General features: G+C 46.0%; 20 protein-coding genes and 1 tRNA gene. 14 read left to right on the top strand and 7 right to left on the bottom strand.

The genetic code is table 11. The features are described from left to right. The 3 genes from ACRC27_RS10345 to ACRC27_RS10335 form a co-directional block, all read right to left on the bottom strand. Positions 1–293 (bottom strand): hypothetical protein (locus ACRC27_RS10345; protein ID WP_438639821.1); only part of this gene is annotated, 293 nt, incomplete at its 3' end. A gap of 97 nt (positions 294–390) precedes the next feature. Then, positions 391–466, bottom strand: a tRNA-Asn gene (locus ACRC27_RS10340). A gap of 192 nt (positions 467–658) precedes the next feature. Next, complete coding sequence (locus ACRC27_RS10335; protein WP_438631062.1) at positions 659–2,566, bottom strand: BglG family transcription antiterminator; 1,908 nt, start codon at positions 2,564–2,566, stop codon at positions 659–661. A gap of 353 nt (positions 2,567–2,919) precedes the next feature. Here ACRC27_RS10335 and ACRC27_RS10330 point away from each other — a divergent pair, with 353 nt between their 5' ends. The 8 genes from ACRC27_RS10330 (at position 2,920) to dagF (ending at position 8,512) form a co-directional block, all read left to right on the top strand. Further along, positions 2,920–3,243 carry a transcriptional regulator gene (locus tag ACRC27_RS10330; protein WP_438631072.1) on the top strand — a complete coding sequence of 108 codons (324 nt, stop codon included), beginning with the start codon at positions 2,920–2,922 and terminating at the stop codon, positions 3,241–3,243. A gap of 1 nt (position 3,244) precedes the next feature. Continuing rightward, complete coding sequence (locus tag ACRC27_RS10325; protein WP_438623634.1) at positions 3,245–3,604, top strand: glycine-rich SFCGS family protein; 360 nt, start codon at positions 3,245–3,247, stop codon at positions 3,602–3,604. Further along, positions 3,605–3,904 carry a DUF4312 family protein gene (locus ACRC27_RS10320; protein ID WP_438623633.1) on the top strand — a complete coding sequence of 100 codons (300 nt, stop codon included), beginning with the start codon at positions 3,605–3,607 and terminating at the stop codon, positions 3,902–3,904. A gap of 30 nt (positions 3,905–3,934) precedes the next feature. After that, positions 3,935–4,711 carry a DUF4311 domain-containing protein gene (locus ACRC27_RS10315; protein ID WP_438631064.1) on the top strand — a complete coding sequence of 259 codons (777 nt, stop codon included), beginning with the start codon at positions 3,935–3,937 and terminating at the stop codon, positions 4,709–4,711. Between the two features lie 77 nt (positions 4,712–4,788). Beyond that, the gene (locus ACRC27_RS10310) at positions 4,789–5,436 is read left to right on the top strand and encodes a DUF4310 family protein (RefSeq protein WP_438623631.1); all 648 of its coding nucleotides are present in this window, start codon (positions 4,789–4,791) and stop codon (positions 5,434–5,436) included. A gap of 81 nt (positions 5,437–5,517) precedes the next feature. Continuing rightward, complete coding sequence (locus ACRC27_RS10305; protein WP_438639820.1) at positions 5,518–6,663, top strand: amidohydrolase/deacetylase family metallohydrolase; 1,146 nt, start codon at positions 5,518–5,520, stop codon at positions 6,661–6,663. After that, on the top strand, positions 6,647–7,768 hold the full coding sequence (locus ACRC27_RS10300) for a DgaE family pyridoxal phosphate-dependent ammonia lyase (RefSeq protein ID WP_438639819.1): 1,122 nt from the start codon (positions 6,647–6,649) through the stop codon (positions 7,766–7,768). Before ACRC27_RS10305 ends, ACRC27_RS10300 begins: the two co-directional genes overlap by 17 nt. A 3-nt stretch (positions 7,769–7,771) precedes the next feature. Next, positions 7,772–8,512 carry a 2-dehydro-3-deoxy-phosphogluconate aldolase gene (gene dagF / locus ACRC27_RS10295; protein ID WP_438631070.1) on the top strand — a complete coding sequence of 247 codons (741 nt, stop codon included), beginning with the start codon at positions 7,772–7,774 and terminating at the stop codon, positions 8,510–8,512. 135 nt (positions 8,513–8,647) lie between these two features. Here the strand turns inward: dagF and mltC are convergent, their stop codons facing one another. From mltC to mutY, 3 genes are all read right to left on the bottom strand, one after another. Then, positions 8,648–9,727 carry a membrane-bound lytic murein transglycosylase MltC gene (gene mltC / locus ACRC27_RS10290; RefSeq protein WP_438623627.1) on the bottom strand — a complete coding sequence of 360 codons (1,080 nt, stop codon included), beginning with the start codon at positions 9,725–9,727 and terminating at the stop codon, positions 8,648–8,650. A gap of 61 nt (positions 9,728–9,788) precedes the next feature. Then, complete coding sequence (locus tag ACRC27_RS10285) at positions 9,789–10,061, bottom strand: oxidative damage protection protein (RefSeq protein WP_438623626.1); 273 nt, start codon at positions 10,059–10,061, stop codon at positions 9,789–9,791. A 4-nt stretch (positions 10,062–10,065) separates the two neighbouring features. Then, a complete protein-coding gene (gene mutY / locus ACRC27_RS10280; RefSeq protein WP_438639818.1) occupies positions 10,066–11,178 on the bottom strand; it encodes an A/G-specific adenine glycosylase in 1,113 nt (370 codons plus the stop codon). Between the two features lie 178 nt (positions 11,179–11,356). On the opposite strand from mutY, the gene trmB reads away from it, so the two are divergent. The 3 genes from trmB to glsB all read left to right on the top strand — a co-directional run bounded on the left by trmB (position 11,357) and on the right by glsB (position 13,502). Further along, positions 11,357–12,073, top strand: a complete 717-nt coding sequence (gene trmB / locus ACRC27_RS10275; protein ID WP_438623624.1) for a tRNA (guanosine(46)-N7)-methyltransferase TrmB — start codon at positions 11,357–11,359, stop codon at positions 12,071–12,073. Further along, a complete protein-coding gene (locus ACRC27_RS10270) occupies positions 12,073–12,399 on the top strand; it encodes a YggL family protein (protein WP_438623623.1) in 327 nt (108 codons plus the stop codon). Before trmB ends, ACRC27_RS10270 begins: the two co-directional genes overlap by 1 nt. Positions 12,400–12,575: 176 nt before the next feature. After that, positions 12,576–13,502 carry a glutaminase B gene (gene glsB, locus ACRC27_RS10265; protein WP_438623665.1) on the top strand — a complete coding sequence of 309 codons (927 nt, stop codon included), beginning with the start codon at positions 12,576–12,578 and terminating at the stop codon, positions 13,500–13,502. Between the two features lie 103 nt (positions 13,503–13,605). Here glsB and ACRC27_RS10260 read toward each other — a convergent pair whose 3' ends face one another. Continuing rightward, positions 13,606–14,208: a peroxiredoxin C gene (locus ACRC27_RS10260; protein ID WP_438623622.1), complete on the bottom strand. Its 603-nt coding sequence runs from the start codon at positions 14,206–14,208 to the stop codon at positions 13,606–13,608. 170 nt (positions 14,209–14,378) lie between these two features. Between ACRC27_RS10260 and ACRC27_RS10255 the strand changes: the two genes are divergently transcribed. From ACRC27_RS10255 to aceA, 3 genes are all read left to right on the top strand, one after another. Further along, positions 14,379–15,284 carry a LysR substrate-binding domain-containing protein gene (locus tag ACRC27_RS10255; RefSeq protein WP_438623621.1) on the top strand — a complete coding sequence of 302 codons (906 nt, stop codon included), beginning with the start codon at positions 14,379–14,381 and terminating at the stop codon, positions 15,282–15,284. A gap of 539 nt (positions 15,285–15,823) precedes the next feature. Next, positions 15,824–17,431 (top strand): malate synthase A, encoded by a 1,608-nt coding sequence (aceB, locus tag ACRC27_RS10250; protein WP_438629020.1) that lies wholly within the window; start codon positions 15,824–15,826, stop codon positions 17,429–17,431. A 203-nt stretch (positions 17,432–17,634) separates the two neighbouring features. Next, positions 17,635–18,945 (top strand): isocitrate lyase, encoded by a 1,311-nt coding sequence (aceA, locus tag ACRC27_RS10245; RefSeq protein WP_438639817.1) that lies wholly within the window; start codon positions 17,635–17,637, stop codon positions 18,943–18,945. Positions 18,946–19,527: the final 582 nt, after the last annotated feature.

Raw genomic sequence — 19,527 nt, 5'->3', positions numbered from 1 at the left:
GGGCGCATTAGGGGGGCGAGCAGCACTTCGAGCAGGCGGATCACCCCAAATTCACTGAGTAATTGGCTCAAGGCTCCGGAGAGAACGGTGATCCCCATAATAAAAAGAATGGTGTTTAGCAGTAGCTGATGTGCGGTATTGAACAGGGTGTTGACCATTGCCGACAATCCCATCACATGGCCAAGATAGCCAAAAAGTAGCCCTAACATAGCAAGGACTAAAATCGGTTCAACCCACTGTTTTATTGATGATGCACGAAGGATTGCGCTGTTATCTGGGCTTTGCGTAGTCATTTCACACCCTAAGTAATTTTTAAGGCAGGAAGAATAGCGCTTTAGCGGGTATTGCGGCAATAAAAAAGCCCCGCTCAATGAGCGGGGCTTTCGTATGTGGCTCCTCCTGCAAGACTTGAACTTGCGACATACGGATTAACAGTCCGCCGTTCTACCGACTGAACTAAGGAGGAATTGAACACCTGTTTACCGTTTAGTGAACTCACCCAGTGAGGTTAAACGATCTCTGCCAGTGATTCACCAGCAGTGACGAGACATTCATCCCGAAACAGCGGGCGGAACTATAACCGCTTTACCTATCCCTGTCATCTTTTTTTTAAGTTATTTTGCAAAAAATGACATGTTTAGTCTGTATTTGATTACTTTTAATGCAGATTGCTCTGCGCTATCAGTTTAAATTGCGCAAAACTGTGGGCAGTAAGCAAGGCTTTGGTTTTTTTATCGTTCATTAAGGTGACAAATAGCTCATATAGCGCCATGGCTTCTTCGTATTCTGATTTGTTGATAGCCAGCAAGAAGATGACATGTGCTTTTTCACCTTTCCCCCACTCAATGCCTTGTGGTGATAATACAGTAAACACCGTGGTTTTATTTGCCAGTAATCCGAGTGAGTGTGGCAGAGCAATACCTTCACCCAACATGGTCGACAGAATATTCTCACGTTCAACCAGTGATGGGTAAAAATCTGAATTGACATATCCTTCGGTTTCGAGCTGTTTACACAACTGCATAAATAGCTGATCTTTCGTGGTCTCTTGCTGCAGAACACAAAAGTGCTGTTCGTGAAAAAAACGCTCGAGCACATACGGTTTAATGCGATCTTTTTGCATTAAGTGGCCGATCTCTTCGAGTTGGTAATCGCTTGGAAACAGGGTCAGTTGCACAACAGGTTTATCTTTTGCAGGCAGTGGCATGGCACTGATAACAAAATCCTCTTCAATGCAGGGTAAGCATTGATAATCACTCAGTGATTCCAGCCGTTTAATAACTAACTCTGGAAATTTACGCTTGATAATAGTTTGTAGCATTCGAGTGGTTGATTTACCCGAATCACACACCAGTAATGCTGTCGGATAGTGCTCGTATCCGATGTTATAATGCCGGACAAGCCCAACACCAATATGAATCACAATATACCCAATTTCATCTTCACTGATACGGTATGTGGTCTGTTTCTCCCATGCTGAAAGTGCCGATAAGGTGATATCGTATGCCAGTGGGTAATATTGTTTAATATGATCACGCAGCGGGTTTTGAATATCAATATGGTGCTGTAAGCGGGTGATCATACTGGTGGTGTGAACAATTAAGTCATGTTCAAGTTGAGTATCGTGGCGTAAGTCATAGTTGTAGTATTGGTTAATATAGTTCAATAAATGGCTAACTAGCTGTAAGTGTTCATCGTGCTCTGGAGCGAGATTGACGTTGTCATGATCTTTGCAGCGTGAAGCTATCTGAATACAGAGATAATCAATCTCAGCAGCGGTATTTAATCCGATTTTTTTGGCAATATCTTGTGCGGCAAGATAGGCCGCTGAATGAACCATACTGGCTGTGGGTTCTGATTTTTGTTGTAGTGTATAGCCAGCCTGATGGCGAATAACAGCCGCTAAACAGTAAATAGAGATATATTTTTCACCTTCAAGCCCTGTTTTTATTTTGTGAAAGTTGCACCGCGTTTTAACGGTATCGAATATTTGTAGTGTAGAGAGGTGAGCAATATTGTGTTCAATAAACTCATTTTTAAATGAACCCTCTTCACATTCAGAGAAAAGGGCATTGGCTAAACAGGCCCGTACGGATTCTTCTTTACCAAATAAAGACATACCGTGTTTTGCTTTGCTCTCTATGGTGAGGTGGTATTTTTCAATGGTCGCCCGTATTTCTAATAGATCGTTTTGCAATGCGCCTCGGCTGATAAACCAGTTATCGGCAATTTCATTCAGCTTTATATAGTCATGATTAATCAAAAATAGAATGAGCAGACATTTTATCCGCTCTTGGGCCGTTCTGGGCGTTAAACTGTGCCGAGTGCCTTGCGTTAAAAATTGCTGATATTTATCTGCGTGTGTAATTTGCAGTTGATAACCTTTCCCTCGTAAATGAATAAACTCAGCACCCTGATCGGCAAGTATATCATTGAGTGTATTGATGTCACTGCGTACCGTTCTGGTTGATACATCAAGCAGTTCTGATAATGCCTCTTGGGGTAATGTCCGGTCTTGCAGGTGATTAAAAATATCATTTAATCGTTGATGTGAAAAATAAGGCATTTTGTTATCTCGTGGGTTCACTACAGTGTGTAAGCCATTCAGAGTGTGATCTTGATAGCAGATAATGACGCTATTTTTGTATCAAGTTATCGGAAATTTAGCTTCTCACTGCATCTTAATATTTGGAAAGTTTTATAGAATCTATTTGTTTCTCCCAAATTTTAAAGCATACAAGGCAAAAAGTGTGAGTCAGGTCAATCTCGATAGGGTGATTTCCAGTTTTAACTGGAAAAAGAGGAAATATACCCATTCAACAATGTGCGTTAGGGTAACGGCATTGATAACCATCGAGATAAGGACATTAAACTTTGCTAACTGATGAGAATGTTTCTGTTCATGATGATGCTAATTTTTTGCAGGAAATTGACCAGCAAACACAATTAACACTGCTGCAAATTGGCAATATGCTGAATAAGCACGGTATTTGTCAGGATGACGTGCAAAAGCAAATGCTGGCATCACATATTAAAGCCATGGTGCGCAGATCAAAAACCGGTGAGCCTTTGCCTGATATTGATCTCTCGCTATTTGATGAAATTTCGGCATTTTCATTAGCACGGGCAAAAGAGGTGGTCGCGCTATTTGATAATTTAGCCTTTGAAGAAGCACATCTCCTTTCGGTTCATTTTGAAGTTGCAAAAGAAAATGAATTAAGCACAGTGAATGAGGGCGTATAAAATGATTAAAGTTGTGATTGGTGATCGTTTAGGTAAAGGGCAAAAAGTGGGTGCAGGTGTTGAAACTGCCGGTGCACAAGTGGTTGTTATTCCAGGTATGGCTGCCGATATGAAGCTGGGTGATACGATGCACCGCGAGCAGGCTGATTTGGGTATTTCATTTTGTGGCAGTGGTGGTGCTGGGGCCATTACCGCACAAACTAAATATGGCTATAAATCACGTTACGGCATGCGTTCAATTGAAGAAGGCGTGACTGCGATTAATGAAGGGTGTACGGTATTGGGTTTTGGTTTTATGGATAAAGAAGAGCTGGGCCAAAAATTGGTGGAAGCTTTCGTTAAAAAACACGGTATTGCTTAAATGAAAGAACAATTTACCTCAACAGTCACAGTCAGCGGGAAAGGAAACACAAAGCAAAGTGCATTTGCCGCTGCACTGAGTCAGGTTCAAAATAAAATGTTAAAGGAGTCATCGCAGGTTCTTTTACGGATTGAACCTGTTGATGTCACTATTATCAACGCAACTCATCGTACGATCACCGATAAATTTTTGTTTTTCTTTTTATCACGCCGTAAAGATGAATTCTCGGTGACATTAGATGTTAAGGTAAATGTTTCTACTGTTGATCCAGAGAAAATAACATTCACGAACATAAAATAATATGCACATCTCTTTAATAAGGGGAGCACAATGTTCTTAGCTATATTGCTTAAATCGCTAATTATTGGCGGCCTGGTCGGGGTTGGATTAGGTGCCGGTGCAGCGCGAATGTTTCATGCTCCAACCGTTCAGGGTATGGGCGCATTCAGAACCTTAGGTGAATTAAATTCGTGTGAAGGCGATCCTGCATCACACTTCTCTTTTGGTTTGGGTTTTTTCTTTAATGCATGGGCGTCTACTGTAGCTGCCGGTGCTTTTACCCAAGATGTTGACCACCGTATTATTCCGCATTGGGGTGTTTCTGCGCTGTTAATTAAAGATCGTAATGTGGCTACCACATTGCATGATCCGAAAAAAATGGCCATTGCTTGCGGTATTATTGGTGCAATTGTTGTGGCCTTTTTAAATTCAACCGCATCAGCTGTACCGGCTTCACTGCAAGTCACCGCCGTTAAAGTATTAGTGCCGGCAGCTAATTTGCTAGTGAATACCGTGATGCCCGTTATTTTCTGGTTGGCCGCGATTGAAGCAGGAAAACGCTCTGGTTTTTGGGCGACTATTTTTGGTGGCTTAGCACAACTGATTATGGGTAACGCCGTACCGGGCTTGGTGTTGGGTATTCTCATTGGTAAAGGCGTTGAAGAGGCTGGCTGGAATAAAATCACAAAAAGCATGTTGACTGCCGTTATTGTTCTGTTTGCCTTAAGTGCTTTCTTCCGTGGATTTGATATGCAATTACTCAGCTCTTTCCAGCTTGATATTCCAATGTGGCTTGATCAACTTCATCTTAGCATTAGTGGTAAATAAACCGTCAGGCGAGATATTGCATTGAGCAATGCGCACATCACTCAAAAACAGGTGCAGTAATTAAGTAGGAAACTATTATGGATGAGAGTATAAAAAATAATTTCTGGTACGCAGACTGGTCATTCCCTATTTTTGTTGGATTATTATCATCAGGCGTTTTTGCCGGAACACATATGTATTATGTCTACGGTATGGGCGCATTTAACGAAGTCGCATTTGTTTCTATGCTGCGTGCAGGTATGGATACCGGTGTTTATGGTGCAGTTGCCGCATTTGGTGCCAGTTTTCTCTTTGCGCGTATTATTGAAGGCTCATTAGTCGGTATTCTTGATATCGGTGGGGCGATTCAAACCGGTATTGGCTTGGGTGTTCCCGCATTATTACTGGGTGCAGGTATTGTTTTTCCGGTTGAAAACTTTGCTGCATCACTGGTTACCGGTTTTGCACTGGGCGTTGCAGTCGGGCTTATTATCACCACCACCCGTAAATTTACCATCAATCAAAGTAACTCAACTTATGGTGCGGATGTCATGATGGGCGCAGGTAACTCTTCAGGCCGTTTTCTTGGCCCTTTGATTATCTTGTCAGCCATGACCGCCTCAATTCCGATTGGTATCGGCTCATTATTAGGTGCACTGGGCTTTTATGTCTGGAATAAACCTATTACCGGTGGCGCTATTTTAGGTGCAATGTTACTCGGTGCTTTCTTTCCTGTATCACTGTAGTAGGCATAATTTAACTGGCTGTTATTAATATCAGGCGCTGTTTTTAGCAGATAAACAGCGCACAAGGGAAAGGTGAGCATTGTGAATAGCTATGATTTAATTCTTCGCCGTGGCCGCACGGTTGACGGGCAATTACTGGATATTGCCGTTCAAGCCGGAAAAATTGCCCTTGTCGGTACTGTGCCATCAACGGCCAGTGCACAGGTTGAGCATGATCTGCAAGGCCAAGTTTACGTGAGCGCCGGCTGGATAGATCTGCATGTTCACTGTTATCCACACTCCCCGATTTATAATGACGAGCCCGATAAAGTAGGCATTGCCTGCGGTGTGACCACCGTTGTTGATGCTGGTAGTGCTGGCGCAGATGATATTGATGACTTTTACCGTCTGACTCGGCAAGCCAAAACCGAGGTTAAAGCCTTACTGAATGTCTCTCGTATTGGCTTGCTGCGGCAAAATGAGCTGGCCCAACTCGATGATATCAATGAACAAGCCGCGCATTCAGCCATCACTCAACACCCTGATTTTATTGTGGGATTAAAAGCCCGTATGAGCAGCAGTGTGGTTGAGCATAACGGCATTACTCCGTTGCTCATGGCAAAAAAAATCCAACGGCAACACCCGCATTTACCGCTGATGGTGCATGTCGGCAATAACCCGCCTACGCTGGATGATATCGCTGACTTGCTAGATAAAGGCGATATTATTACCCACTGCTACAACGGAAAACCAAACCGTATTCTAAATACGCAGGGGCAGTTGAAACCCTCTGTACAGCAAGCACTGGAGCGCGGCGTGCACCTTGATGTTGGGCATGGCAGTGCTAGTTTCAGTTTTGCCGTTGCCGAGCAAGCCATCAAACAAGGCATACTTCCCCATACCATTAGCTCTGATATTTACTGCCGTAACCGTATTCAGGGGCCGGTATTTGGGCTGGCTCATATCCTATCAAAATTCTTAGCCATTGGGCTTACCCTGCCACAGGTGATTGCCTGTGTGACTCAGCATGCAGCAGATGTACTGCATTTTGACCAGAAAGGGGCATTAGAAATTGGGTTTGATGCTGATTTAACCCTGTTTGAACTGCTCGAACAGCCCTCATTTTTTGTCGATGCAGAACAACAGCAGAAACGTGGTGCATTACGCATTGCCCCAGTAGCGGCTGTTCGCGCAGGTGAAATATTTATAACCGAAGAAGGAGAAGCACACGATGTCTTCTGTTTATAACCAATATAACGTTAAACCGGTCATCAATGCTTCCGGCAGAATGACCGCACTCGGTGTTTCAACCCCCTCAGCCACAGTTGCCCAGCGTGTTGATTTTGGTTTAAACCACTATTTTGAGATTAAAGATTTGGTGGATAAAACCGGTGCTTACATTGCGGATATGCTGAAGGTAGAAGATGCCGTTGTGGTCTCGTGTGCCTCGGCCGGATTAGCGCAATCTGTTGCCGCGATGATTGTGCGTGGTGATCGCTACCGGTTGGAGAATCTGCATGCGCACAGCCACCCTGTGCCAAGTGATATCGTGCTACCAAAAGGGCATAACGTCAATTTTGGCGCGCCGGTAGGCACTATGATCACGTTGGGGGGCGGGCGAATTGTTGAAGCCGGTTATGCCAATGAGTGTTCGGCAGAGCAGCTTGCTGCTGCCATTACGCCGAATACCGCCGCGATTGTGTACATCAAATCACACCACTGTGTGCAAAAAAGTATTCTGTCGGTAGAGCAGGCTGTCAGTGTTGCTCGTCAGCATAATCTTCCACTGATTGTTGATGCCGCCGCAGAAGAAGATTTGCAACTGTACTATCAGTTAGGGGCAGATCTGGTCATTTACAGTGGAGCAAAAGCCATTGAAGGCCCGACAAGCGGTTTAGTGTTGGGAAAGAAACAGTATATCAACTGGGTTAAACAGCAGTCAGCCGGTATCGGCAGAGCCATGAAAGTGGGAAAAGAGGGCGTTCTTGGCCTGACTTTAGCCATTGAAGAGTATTTGCAGCGCGAAAAAGAGAGCGGACAGCAGATGCTGGAAAAAATGGCTGATTTTATCACCCAGCTTAACACCCTGACGGGCGTGAACGCCAAACCGGTATGGGATAGCGCAGGGCGTGATATCGCCCGTACTGAGATTGGCTTTGATCCTGCACTCACGGGTATTAGCACGCCTGACATTGTCAGCCGCATGCAGCAACACACCCCAGCCATTTACTGCCGTGCGTACCGCATGAACGAAAACAAAATTGAAATGGATGTGCGCAGCGTACAGCAATCTGAACTTGCGCAAATTTTTGCTGTTATTCAGCAGATCCTCTTGTCAGTACAAGGAGCATAAAGCATGCAACTCACCCCGAATTTTTACCGTAACCGTGTATGCCTAAATGTACTGGCCGGTTCAAAGCAAAATGCCCAAGAGGTCTATCAGGCCGCGCAAGGGCACGTGTTAGTCGGCGTACTCTCGAAAAATTATGCCGATATTGATAGTGCGGTAGCCGATATGCGTGACTATGCCGGATTGATCAACAATGCACTCTCCATTGGTTTAGGCGCTGGTGATCCAAAGCAATCAGCAATGGTGTCAGAGCTGGCCGGCATTTTACAGCCGCAGCACGTTAATCAAGTGTTTACGGGGGTGGCAACTAGCCGTGCACTGCTGCGTCAGTCACAAACTGTCGTGAACGGTTTGGTTTCACCAACGGGTAAAATGGGTTGGGTAAATATCTCAACTGGCCCACGCAGTTGTGAATTTACCCCCGCCGTCGTTCCCGTTGATACCGCCATTGCCATGTTGCAGGATATGGGGGGCAGCTCGATTAAATATTTCCCGATGGGCGGTTTGGCGCACCGTGACGAGTACCAGTATGTAGCAGAGGCTTGCGCGCGCAATCAGTTTGCACTTGAGCCAACCGGTGGGATTGATCTGGATAATTTTGAAGAGATTGTACAGATAGCACTTGATGCCGGCGTTGAAAAAATCATCCCACATATTTACAGCTCTATCATTGATAAGGCCAGCGGGCAGACCCGTCCGCAAGATGTTGCTACTTTGCTGCAAATTACCCAGCGGATTGTCGGTTAATCCCATTAAGCGCACTGAGTAGGCCGTTCGCGAACTATTGTGTACGCAAAATGGTTTTCCGCACAACAAAAAGCCCTGCTAAAAAATAGCAGGGCTTTTTGTTTGCAGGTTATGTGCGATGGCATGTAACTACCGTTACACAATCCGCCCGCGGTAACCTTTTTGTGCCGTGTTAACCTTATACAGATAATTTCGCGCCTGTGCTGACGGGTGTTTAGTCGTCAGAATATTGTACATTTCATCTGGGCTAAGGTTGTTGATGATATCAACCGCTTTTTGCTTATCTTGTGAGAACACCCGCAGTACCGCACCCGCACCACCGTTATAGGCTGAGATCATCGCGTAGCGGCGTGAGGTTGGGTTACGAATTTGCCCCAAATAATTGGTCTGTAAAATATGCAGATATGCCGTACCGGTATCGATATTTTTTTCTGGATCAAACAGATAATCACGGCTCGGAGAGCCATCTTGATTTTTTACCAGCCGGTAAACATCCCGCCCAGCAGTGGTTTGTACCACCTGCATCAACCCTAACGCATTCGCTGAGCTGACCGCATACGGGTTAAAACTTGACTCAATTTGCATGATAGCCAGAATCAGGCTCTCATCCACATTATAATTCTTTGATGCTTTTCGTACGATATGGATATATTTTTTTGCCCGATAATTCAGATGATTAGCAATCATCGGTACTTCCAAATACCACACCGTTTGATTACCGATAGCCCGGCTTTTTAGCTGAGTACGCAATAGCACATCAGCAAAGCGCTCGGCACGCCAAGGGGTTGCAATCGGTTTTTTCTCATCATCGAGCACCTGCCCGGTTAAAAACGGATGCTTACTGATAGGTACATCGCTGTCAGAGAACAGATCGATACCGGTTGGATCTTCACCCATTAATAACGTGTGAACCAGCGCATTTTTTAGCTTATCTTGCGGATTACGGGTAGAGATAGTCTCAACAATGACCGAGCCTTTTTCAAAATCGATATGGCTGCGGGTTTGGTAATGGTCGGTATATTTCACGTAATCTTTACGGGTTGCGACCAGCATCTCATTGAGGCCCCAGAGGTCTTCAATATTGGCCGCAAATTGCCCCATAAAAATATCAAAACCATTGGTATCTTTTACGTAAAGATCTGGGTTCTCTTTTGGCTTACTGCCACAAGAGGCCAGTAACGGAATAATCAGGCAAAGTGCGAGTTTTTTCTTCATAGTTCAGGCAGTTCCAAGAGAACCAACACCGCAAGCTGCTGGTTCATCTGTGGTTTTATTATTATTCACTCGGCGGAGTGTAACCATCAATCTGAACATCCTGCCCTTCAAACAGGAATTTCACCATCTCCTGTTCAAGGAACTGGCGATGCTCAACATTCATCATGCTCAGTTTTTTTTCATTGATTAGCATGGTTTGTTTACTTTGCCATTCAGCCCATGCCGCTTTCGAAATAGAGTCATAAATGCGTTTACCTAGCTCACCGGGATAGAGCTGAAAAGCCAACCCTTCGGCATCTTGCTGTAAACGAGCACAAAAAATAGTCCGGCTCATGGTGTTACTCCTCGTCAGATAGTGCGTCAGGTAACTGGCGCAGTAAACGTTCAACCGGTGCGGCTAACCCGACCGTCTGTGGTTGCGCTAATTTATACCAGAGACCCGGCCCTGCATCCATGCACACCTGTGTTTGGTCAGCAAAAACCAGCAGCGGAATGATATCCAGATGAAAATGGCTGAACGTATGGCGAAATGCACCTAACTGGCGTTGTACCCGTAATCCGCGCTGCGCTAGCCACTGTTGGGCGTCATCACGGGTAGAGAATTGTGGAAAACAGAACAAGCCGCCCCATAATCCGCTGGGCGGGCGCTGCTCAAGCCAGACTTGCGCCTGTTCGGTGGCAACCGTGGCCTCACCGGTCTGTTCCGTGCTCATACGATCAACTAGCAGCAGCAGGTAACCCTCTTTTTCCGGTAACGTCTGTTTGGGTTTTTTCCCCGGATAAGCAGCCCAGCTCTCTTGCGCATACGCAACACACCCCTTGGCCAGCGGGCAGAGGCTGCACTTGGGTTTTGAGCGGGTGCACACCAGCGCGCCTAAATCCATCATCGCCTGATTAAATGATGCTACATCCTGCTGCGGCGTGACCTGTTCACTCAGCGCCCATAATTGATTTTCAACCGCCTTTTGTCCCGGCCAGCCCTCAACTGCATAGCAGCGTGCCAACACCCGTTTCACATTACCGTCTAAAATGGGGTAGTGCTGATTGAGCGAAAGTGATAACACCGCGCCGGCCGTTGAACGGCCAATACCGGGCAACCCGACAACCTGCTCATACTCGGTAGGAAAGATGCCCTGATACTCAGCCGCAATCTTTTGTGCTGCCTTATGTAGATTGCGCGCACGGGCGTAATAGCCTAAACCAGTCCATAAATGCAGCACATGATCAATCGGCGCTGCCGCCAAATCAGTCACGGTTGGAAATTGCTGCATAAAACGTTCAAAATAAGGGATAACCGTGGCAACCTGAGTCTGCTGTAGCATGACCTCAGACAGCCACACTTTATAAGGTGTTTTATGTTGCTGCCAGGGTAAAGTTTTACGCCCAAAAGCGTGATACCACGCCAAAACGGCTTGTGAAAATGCAGTAGCATCAAGAACAGGGGTCGGCATAACAGGCTCAGTTTAACAGTCAAGGCGGCGATTGCAGCATACCCGCAGCGCGCTGTAAACCCGATCATGATGCAGGGAATCAACATTCTACTGCGGCTTTACTTGCTAAGTTGAGCCATCTTTGCATAATGCGCCTTTCATAAATATTGATTAAAACTCTATTCAGCAGGATAAAGCCATGGGTGAGGTCACCATTCCAGAATTTGATGACGAAGGTCGTTATCTGCGTAAAATTCGCAGTTTTGTACGTCGTCAGGGTCGTTTAACAAAAGGGCAAGAGCTGGCATTAGAAAGCTATTGGTCTGAAATGGGTGTTGATTTCCAAGAACAACCCCTTGATTTTACAGCTCTCTTTGGTCGTGATGCACCGGTGGTGTTAGAGATCGGCTTTGGAATGGGCGCTTCACTGGTTGAAATGGCAAAAAACGCACCAGAGAAGAACTTTTTTGGGATAGAAGTGCACACCCCTGGCGTAGGTGCATGCTTGTCACTGGCCCATGAAATGGGCGTGACTAATCTGCGGGTCATGTGCCACGATGCTATCGAAGTGCTGGAAAAAATGATCCCAGATGCAAGTCTCAGCGGCATGCAACTGTTTTTCCCTGACCCATGGCACAAAGCGCGTCACCATAAGCGCCGTATCGTTCAACTGCCGTTTGCCGAGCAACTGCGAGTGAAATTGGCCATAGGTGGCGTGTTCCATATGGCCACCGATTGGGAAAATTACGCAGAACATATGCTGGAAATCATGCAAGCTGCGCCAGGATATCGTAATCTATCCACTACTGGGGATTTTATGCCACGACCAGAGCAGCGTCCGCTGACCAAATTTGAGCGGCGTGGGCACCGTTTGGGGCATGGAGTCTGGGATCTAATGTTCGAGAGGACAGAGTAATGTCTAAACATCGTAGCGCACGTCTGCGCAAAAAACTGCATGTGGATGAGTTCCAAGAGCTGGGCTTTACTGCAAGCTGGCAGTTTCCGGAAGGCACTAGCGCAGAACAGATTGATACCGCACTAGACTCTTTCATTGCAGAAGTGATCGAGCCGCAAGGCTTATCTTATGACGGTAGCGGCTACCTGAACTGGGAAGGCCTGATCGTGCTGCAAAAAATCGGTAAATGTACCGAAGAGCATCGTCAGCTGGTAAAAAGCTGGGCAGAAAAGCAAGGTCTGAACGATATCGACGTCAGTGACCTGCTGGATGTTTGGTGGGATTAATCCCCCTACATTTGTCATAACAGCTCACAGCAACAACGGATACCGCAGGGTATCCGTTTTTTTATCCCTTTTTCGCACAAAAATTGAATATATAGGATAGGGTAGCGCGGTTACCGCTCCTTTCCCTGCAATATGCTATTCTTGCGCCCTGCAACAACCGCCATTAAGACAGGGGAATTCGAGTGATACTGAGTAACGCACTGCTGGATGATATTTTAACGCAGGTACGCCCGCTGCTCGGGCAAGGTAAAGTGGCCGACTACATTCCGGCTTTGGCCAGCGTTCCGGCAGAGAGACTGGGTATTGCGGTGTGCCTGTCTGATGGCACAGTGTATCAAGCCGGTGACGCACAAGAGCGATTCTCTATTCAATCCATCTCAAAAGTGCTGGCGTTAACACTGGCATTGACCCGTTATTCTGAAGCTGAAATCTGGTCACGCGTAGGCAAAGAGCCCTCCGGTCAGCCATTTAACTCGCTGGTACAAATTGAGTTAGAAAAGGGGAAACCGCGTAACCCATTTATCAATGCCGGTGCGCTGATTGTCTGTGATCTGCTGCAAAGCCGTTTGAGTGCCCCAAAACAACGCATGCTAGATCTAGTGCGCCAACTGGCCTGCCAGCCCGATATCGGTTACGACAGTGTCGTGGCCAAATCAGAGTTTGAGCACTCAGCTCGCAACGCAGCCATTGCCTACCTGATGAAATCTTTCGACAACTTTAATAATGATGTCATCGAAGTGCTGCAAACCTATTTTCATTATTGTGCGCTACAGATGAGCTGTGTTGAGCTGGCAAAAACCTTCTCCTATCTTGCCAATCAGGGGCAATCACTGTGTACGCTGGAGCCTGTTATCTCAGGAAAACAGACCCGCCAGATTAATGCACTGCTGGCAACCTGTGGTCTGTATGATGGCGCGGGAGAGTTTGCTTACCGTGTCGGAATGCCTGGGAAATCGGGTGTTGGTGGGGGCATTGTTGCCATTATTCCGGGCGAAATGAGCATCACCGTTTGGTCACCTGAGCTTGACCCTAGTGGTAACTCTCTGGCCGGTATTGCAGCACTTGAACTGCTATCTCAACGCTTGGGGCGTTCGATCTTTTAACCCGTTTTGTTTTTTGATACTTCTTCAGAAAAGTAACAGGCAAAAAAAGGGCAGACAAAAAAATTGTCTGCCACGATAAAAGCAATTTTTATTCAGCTGTCAATTACAGATCAGCAGAGTTCTCAGACAGGAAGCGTGCTACGCCGTCCGGAGAAGCTTGCATTGCTTTTTTGCCTTTTTCCCACTGTGCAGGGCACACATCGCCGTGCTCTTCGTGGAATTGCAGCGCATCAACCATACGCAACATTTCATCAATGTTACGGCCCAGTGGCAGATCGTTCACCACTTGGTGACGAACAACACCGTGGGTATCGATCAGGAAAGAACCGCGCAGCGCAACGCCAGCAGCTTCCAGCTCAACACCGTATGCGCGGCAGATTTCGTGCTTAACATCAGCAACCAGAGGATAACGAACTTCGCCGATACCGCCCTTGTCTACTGGTGTCTTACGCCATGCGTTGTGGGTAAACTCAGAGTCGATAGAAATACCGATCACCTCAGTACCACGCTTCTGGAACTCTTCGATACGGTGATCGAAAGCAATCAGTTCAGAAGGACAAACGAAAGTAAAGTCCAGTGGATAGAAGAAGATCACCGCAGTTTTACCTGCAATGTGCTGCTTCAGGTTGAAATTATCAACGATTTCACCGTTACCCATTACTGCTGCAGCAGTAAAGTCTGGGGCTTGATGTGCTACCAGAACCATTAGCAACTCCCGTGTATTTGATTGAAGAGGTGATGAGAAAATTCTCAGACAACGCGATTTAGTTTATGGAAGGTGTTACATTGAGGAAAGCGAAAAAAAACGATTGTTGTAATCGGTTTTTCCGATTAGCAAAAATGAATACTCTGATAAGGCATAACCCGTAAATCGCGATGACAAACAATTGGCCCTCGTTAAAACAACTGCACTATCTGGTGACCTTGCATGATGTTCGGCATTTTAACCGCGCAGCCCGTGCCTGTTATGTCAGTCAGTCTACCTTAAGCAGCGGCATTCAAAACCTCGAAGAGCGTCTGGGGTGCACATTAATCGAGCGAGATCACAAAGCCTTTATCTTTACCCCGAGTGGTGAAGAGGTCGTGATCCGTGCGCGTGAACTGCTGGCACGCAGCCTTGATTTAACCGATTTTGCCGCCAGCCAAACTGCGGAAATGGAAGGGCAGTTGCGCGTGGGGTGCATTCCTACCATCGCCCCTTTTTTACTGTGTGATCTGGTCAGGCAGGTGCAAGAGCGCTACCCGCGCCTTGAATTGGTACTGCGTGAAGATACCACCCGTGTTCTGATTGATGCTCTAAAAGGCGGGCAGCTTGATGTGCTGCTGCTGGCACTGCCGGTAGATATTCATGGGCTACACAGTAAAATTATCGGGCGCGATCACTTCAAAATGGTACTGCCCACCGCGCTGGCTGGGCGGTTGGTGATGCCGTTAGACTTTAACCAATTACCCGACAGCTCCGTTTACCTGTTAGAGCGTGAACACTGCCTGACAGAGCATGCATTGAGCGCGTGTCATCTGGCTTACAGCAGTAAAATCAACCCCTTCACTGCGACCAGTTTGCATACCCTCGTGCAAATGGTTGCCAACGGGCTGGGCACGACGTTTGTACCGCATATGGCATTAAAGCAGGGGCTGATACAGGGGTTAGATTTAGTGGTTATTGACCCACCGCAAACGCCCGCGTACCGCGATATTGGTTTAGTCTGGCGGCCAAGCTCTAGCCGAATAAAAACCTTTGCCAAACTGGGTGAAATTGTTGCAGAACTGATAAACGAATGAATATCCTGCAATTCTAGCAATTGACCTCTCTATTCTGCTGTATTGATAGGTTCAGGTTTTGTTGATCTAGGTACTACCACAGGTGCTGAATTTCAGTTATGTGATAAACCCCTTTTTTATACCCTGAACCTCTTAGCGTTTACCTTATTGCTATTGTTTCTCTATAACCCCTCGTTTTATTGGATTTTTCCTTTCATATCGCTAACTCTTTTTGTATGACTCTTGGCACTGTGCATCTTGTTTGTGGCTACTGAGGCTCTGTTTTTGTAATTAATTTACTGAAAGCCTTTCATTTTTTTCGGGATGAGAAGCCCGAATAACACTGTTTACTTATTCAGTCATCGGTAGGGTTTTCATGTGTTATTTAGCATTTTCAGTTATTTCAGGAACTTATGCTGAAACCTTTTTTCAGTGCTTTTCAAACAACAGCTTAAAACGCCATGTTGATTTTTTGTTATCAATTGGTCATGTTGAGGGCAGAGAATGACACTCATCAGATCTTAAAAAATAGCGCGTTAACATGATTTAAGGAGCAGGGAATGAACGGATATTCAGATACCTTAACGCACCCGATACTCACGTGCAGTGAACACCTTACCCGTGAGTATGCGTCAATTTTAACCCCTGATGCTGTTGAATTTTTGGCGCAGTTAGTGACCCGATTTGCACCACAAGTTACTCAGTTACTGGCTGAACGCGAAGTCCGGCAGGCTGATATTGATGCAGGTGGTTTGCCTGATTTTTTGCCAAATACGCAAAACATCCGTGAAAGTGAATGGCAAATTCGCGGTGTACCGGCTGATCTGCAAGATAGGCGAGTTGAGATTACCGGCCCGGTAGAGCGCAAAATGATCATCAATGCGTTGAATGCCAACGTAAAGGTGTTCATGGCTGATTTTGAAGATTCGTTAGCCCCGTCATGGGAAAAGGTGATGCAGGGGCAACTTAACCTGCGTGATGCTGTTGACGGTACAATCGAACACCGCGGCGAGAACGGTAAAAATTATCGTCTAAATGCCAAACATGCGGTACTGATTTGCCGTGTGCGCGGTTTTCACCTGCAAGAGAAACACATTCAGTATCAGCACGCACCTATCCCCGGCAACTTGTTTGATTTTGCTCTGTATTTTCATCACAACTATCAGCGTTTGCTGGCCAAAGGCAGTGGCCCTTATTTCTATCTTCCTAAAATGCAGTCTTATAAAGAAGCGGCATGGTGGAGTGAAGTTTTTAGCTTTACTGAAACACGTTACGGGTTGCCGCTCGGTACGATTAAAGCCACGGTATTGATAGAAACACTGCCTGCGGTGTTTCAGATGGATGAGATCTTATATCACCTTAAAGATCATATTGTTGGGCTAAATTGTGGCCGTTGGGATTACATTTTCAGCTATATCAAAACACTGAAAAATCACCCAGAAAGAGTGCTGCCAGATCGTCAAGTTGTCACCATGAATCAACCTTTTTTAAGCGCATATTCACGCCTGCTGGTGCGGACATGTCACCGCCGTGGTGCGTTTGCCATGGGGGGAATGGCGGCATTTATTCCCAGTAAAGATCCTGCACGTAATGAGTGGGTACTTAATAAAGTGCGTGCGGATAAAGAGCTTGAAGCCAGTAATGGCCATGACGGTACATGGGTTGCTCATCCGGGGCTGGCTGATGTTGCAATGGCAGTATTTGATCGCGTACTCGATGGTAAACCTAATCAGCTTGATGTGCGCCGAGAGCATGATGAACCGATTACCGCCGAGACACTGCTGACGCCGTGTGAAGGTGAGCGTACCGAAGAGGGTATGCGCGCGAACATTCGTGTGGCCGTGCAATACATTGAAGCGTGGATCTCGGGCAACGGTTGTGTGCCGATTTATGGCCTGATGGAAGATGCCGCTACCGCTGAAATATCCCGAACCTCTATCTGGCAGTGGATCCGCCACCAAAAGCGGTTGAATAACGGCAAGTTGGTTACCAATGCGCTGTTCAGTGAAATGCTGCGTGAAGAGCTGGCCACACTGCGCGATGAGTTGGGAGCTGAAACGTATGATGCCGGCCGTTTTAGTGAAGCGGCTGGATTAATGGAGCAGATTACAGTTTCTGATGATCTGGTTAATTTCCTGACCCTGTCGGGCTACCGTTACCTTGATTAAGCATGGGTTTGCGGCAACGCGAACACCGGCCATCGCTATTCTGCGCATGATCCGGATATGTGTTTTATACATGAGTGATCCATACATACGTGATCCACGCATACATAGTGCACCTAATTGAAATTGGTATAGCGCCCAAGGTTATACCGGCAACACTCAATGATGACCGTTCCGATAAAGACGAAAGAAGAGGGAGTTTTACGATGAGCATGACACGTGAACAACAAATTGCAGCGTTAGAGAAAGAGTGGAAAGAGAATCCTCGTTGGCAGGGAGTGCGTCGTCCTTATACTGCGGCTGAAGTTGTGCGTCTGCGTGGCTCTTTTGTGCCTGAACACTCACTGGCACAGCGCGGTGCAGATAAACTGTGGCGTCTGATTAACGGTGAAGCCAAAAAAGGTTATGTAAACAGCCTTGGCGCACTGACTGGCGGACAAGCGGTGCAGCAGGCAAAAGCGGGCATCGAAGCGGTCTATCTGTCGGGTTGGCAGGTGGCAGCCGACGCTAACTTGGCATCATCTATGTATCCTGATCAATCACTCTATCCGGCCAACTCAGTGCCGGCTGTGGTTGAGAAAATTAACAATGCTTTTTTACGTGCCGATCAAATTCAGTGGGCCAACGGTATCGGGCCACAAGATGAAGGTTTTATTGACTATTTTCTGCCGGTGGTTGCTGATGCTGAAGCTGGATTTGGCGGGGTACTCAACGCGTTTGAATTGATGAAATCAATGATTGAGGCCGGTGCGGGTGCGGTGCATTTTGAAGACCAGTTAGCGTCAGTCAAAAAATGCGGGCATATGGGCGGAAAAGTGCTAGTCCCAACGCAAGAAGCAATACAAAAGCTGGTGGCCGCGCGTTTAGCTGCAGATACATGCGGTGTGCCGACCGTGCTGGTTGCACGTACTGATGCCGATGCTGCTGATTTGCTGACATCAGATTGTGATCCGTACGATGCTGATTTTGTGACCGGCGAGCGGACCAGTGAAGGTTTTTACCGCACACGTGCCGGTATTGATCAGGCTATTAGCCGTGCTCTGGCTTACTGCCCGTATGCTGATATGGTGTGGTGTGAAACCTCTAAACCCGATCTTGAGCAAGCCCGTCAATTTGCAGAGGCGGTTCATGCCAAATTCCCAGGTAAGTTACTTGCCTATAACTGTTCCCCTTCCTTTAACTGGAAGAAAAACCTTGATGACGCGACGATTGCTCGCTTCCAACAGGCATTGTCAGACATGGGCTATAAATACCAATTTATTACCTTAGCCGGTATTCATAGCATGTGGTTCAACATGTTCGAATTGGCTCACTCTTATGCACAGGGTGAGGGAATGAAACATTACGTTGAAAAAGTACAGCAACCTGAATTTGCTGCCGCAGAGAAAGGTTATACCTTTGTCGCGCATCAGCAAGAGGTCGGCACCGGTTATTTTGATAAAGTCACCAACGTGATTCAGGGCGGTGTATCATCGGTAACAGCGTTAACAGGGTCAACAGAAGAAGACCAGTTTTAATATAACTGTTAGCTACTTAATCTGATGTGTGATTAAAACTTAAATATTAATTTAATAAACAAAGAGGTGAGTGTCGGTAACGATGCTCATCTTTTTTTATGGTTAGAATTTCAGATTTTTCCAAATGATATTTTTGAGTATTACATCCATAGAAAATGTGAATGACCATTTGTATTTATGGTTTCTATTATGTGTGTAAATGGGAATGAATTAACTGACGTATAGAGTGTTATTCCTTCTCATTGTGCAATACATCGGCACGATATGTATCTCTATTACTTTTATCTTTGAATTAATTAGTATTAAATTCTAATTAATGTGCTTTTTTAGTATAAAAATCTATTTTTTTGATTTCAGTATTGTAATGTGCCATTTTTGTTTATTAACTGCTAATGTTTATATCCGAGATTTGTTTATTCAGAATATGTGAGAAAGGTGTGTTGTAGAGTATAATAAGTTCTTATACCTGTAACTAAAGACTGACATGTAGCATGTGGCTTACCTTAGTAAATTTTACGGCAATAACTATACTGCTTTAATATTAGTGAACTGATTTATACAGTTAACCAGTAACCAGTAACC

Source organism: Plesiomonas sp. (genome assembly GCF_051650925.1).
Lineage (GTDB): Bacteria > Pseudomonadota > Gammaproteobacteria > Enterobacterales > CAMTGL01 > Plesiomonas.
The sequence above is the reverse complement of the archived record's forward strand: the minus strand, read 5'-3'. Positions and strand labels throughout refer to the sequence as shown.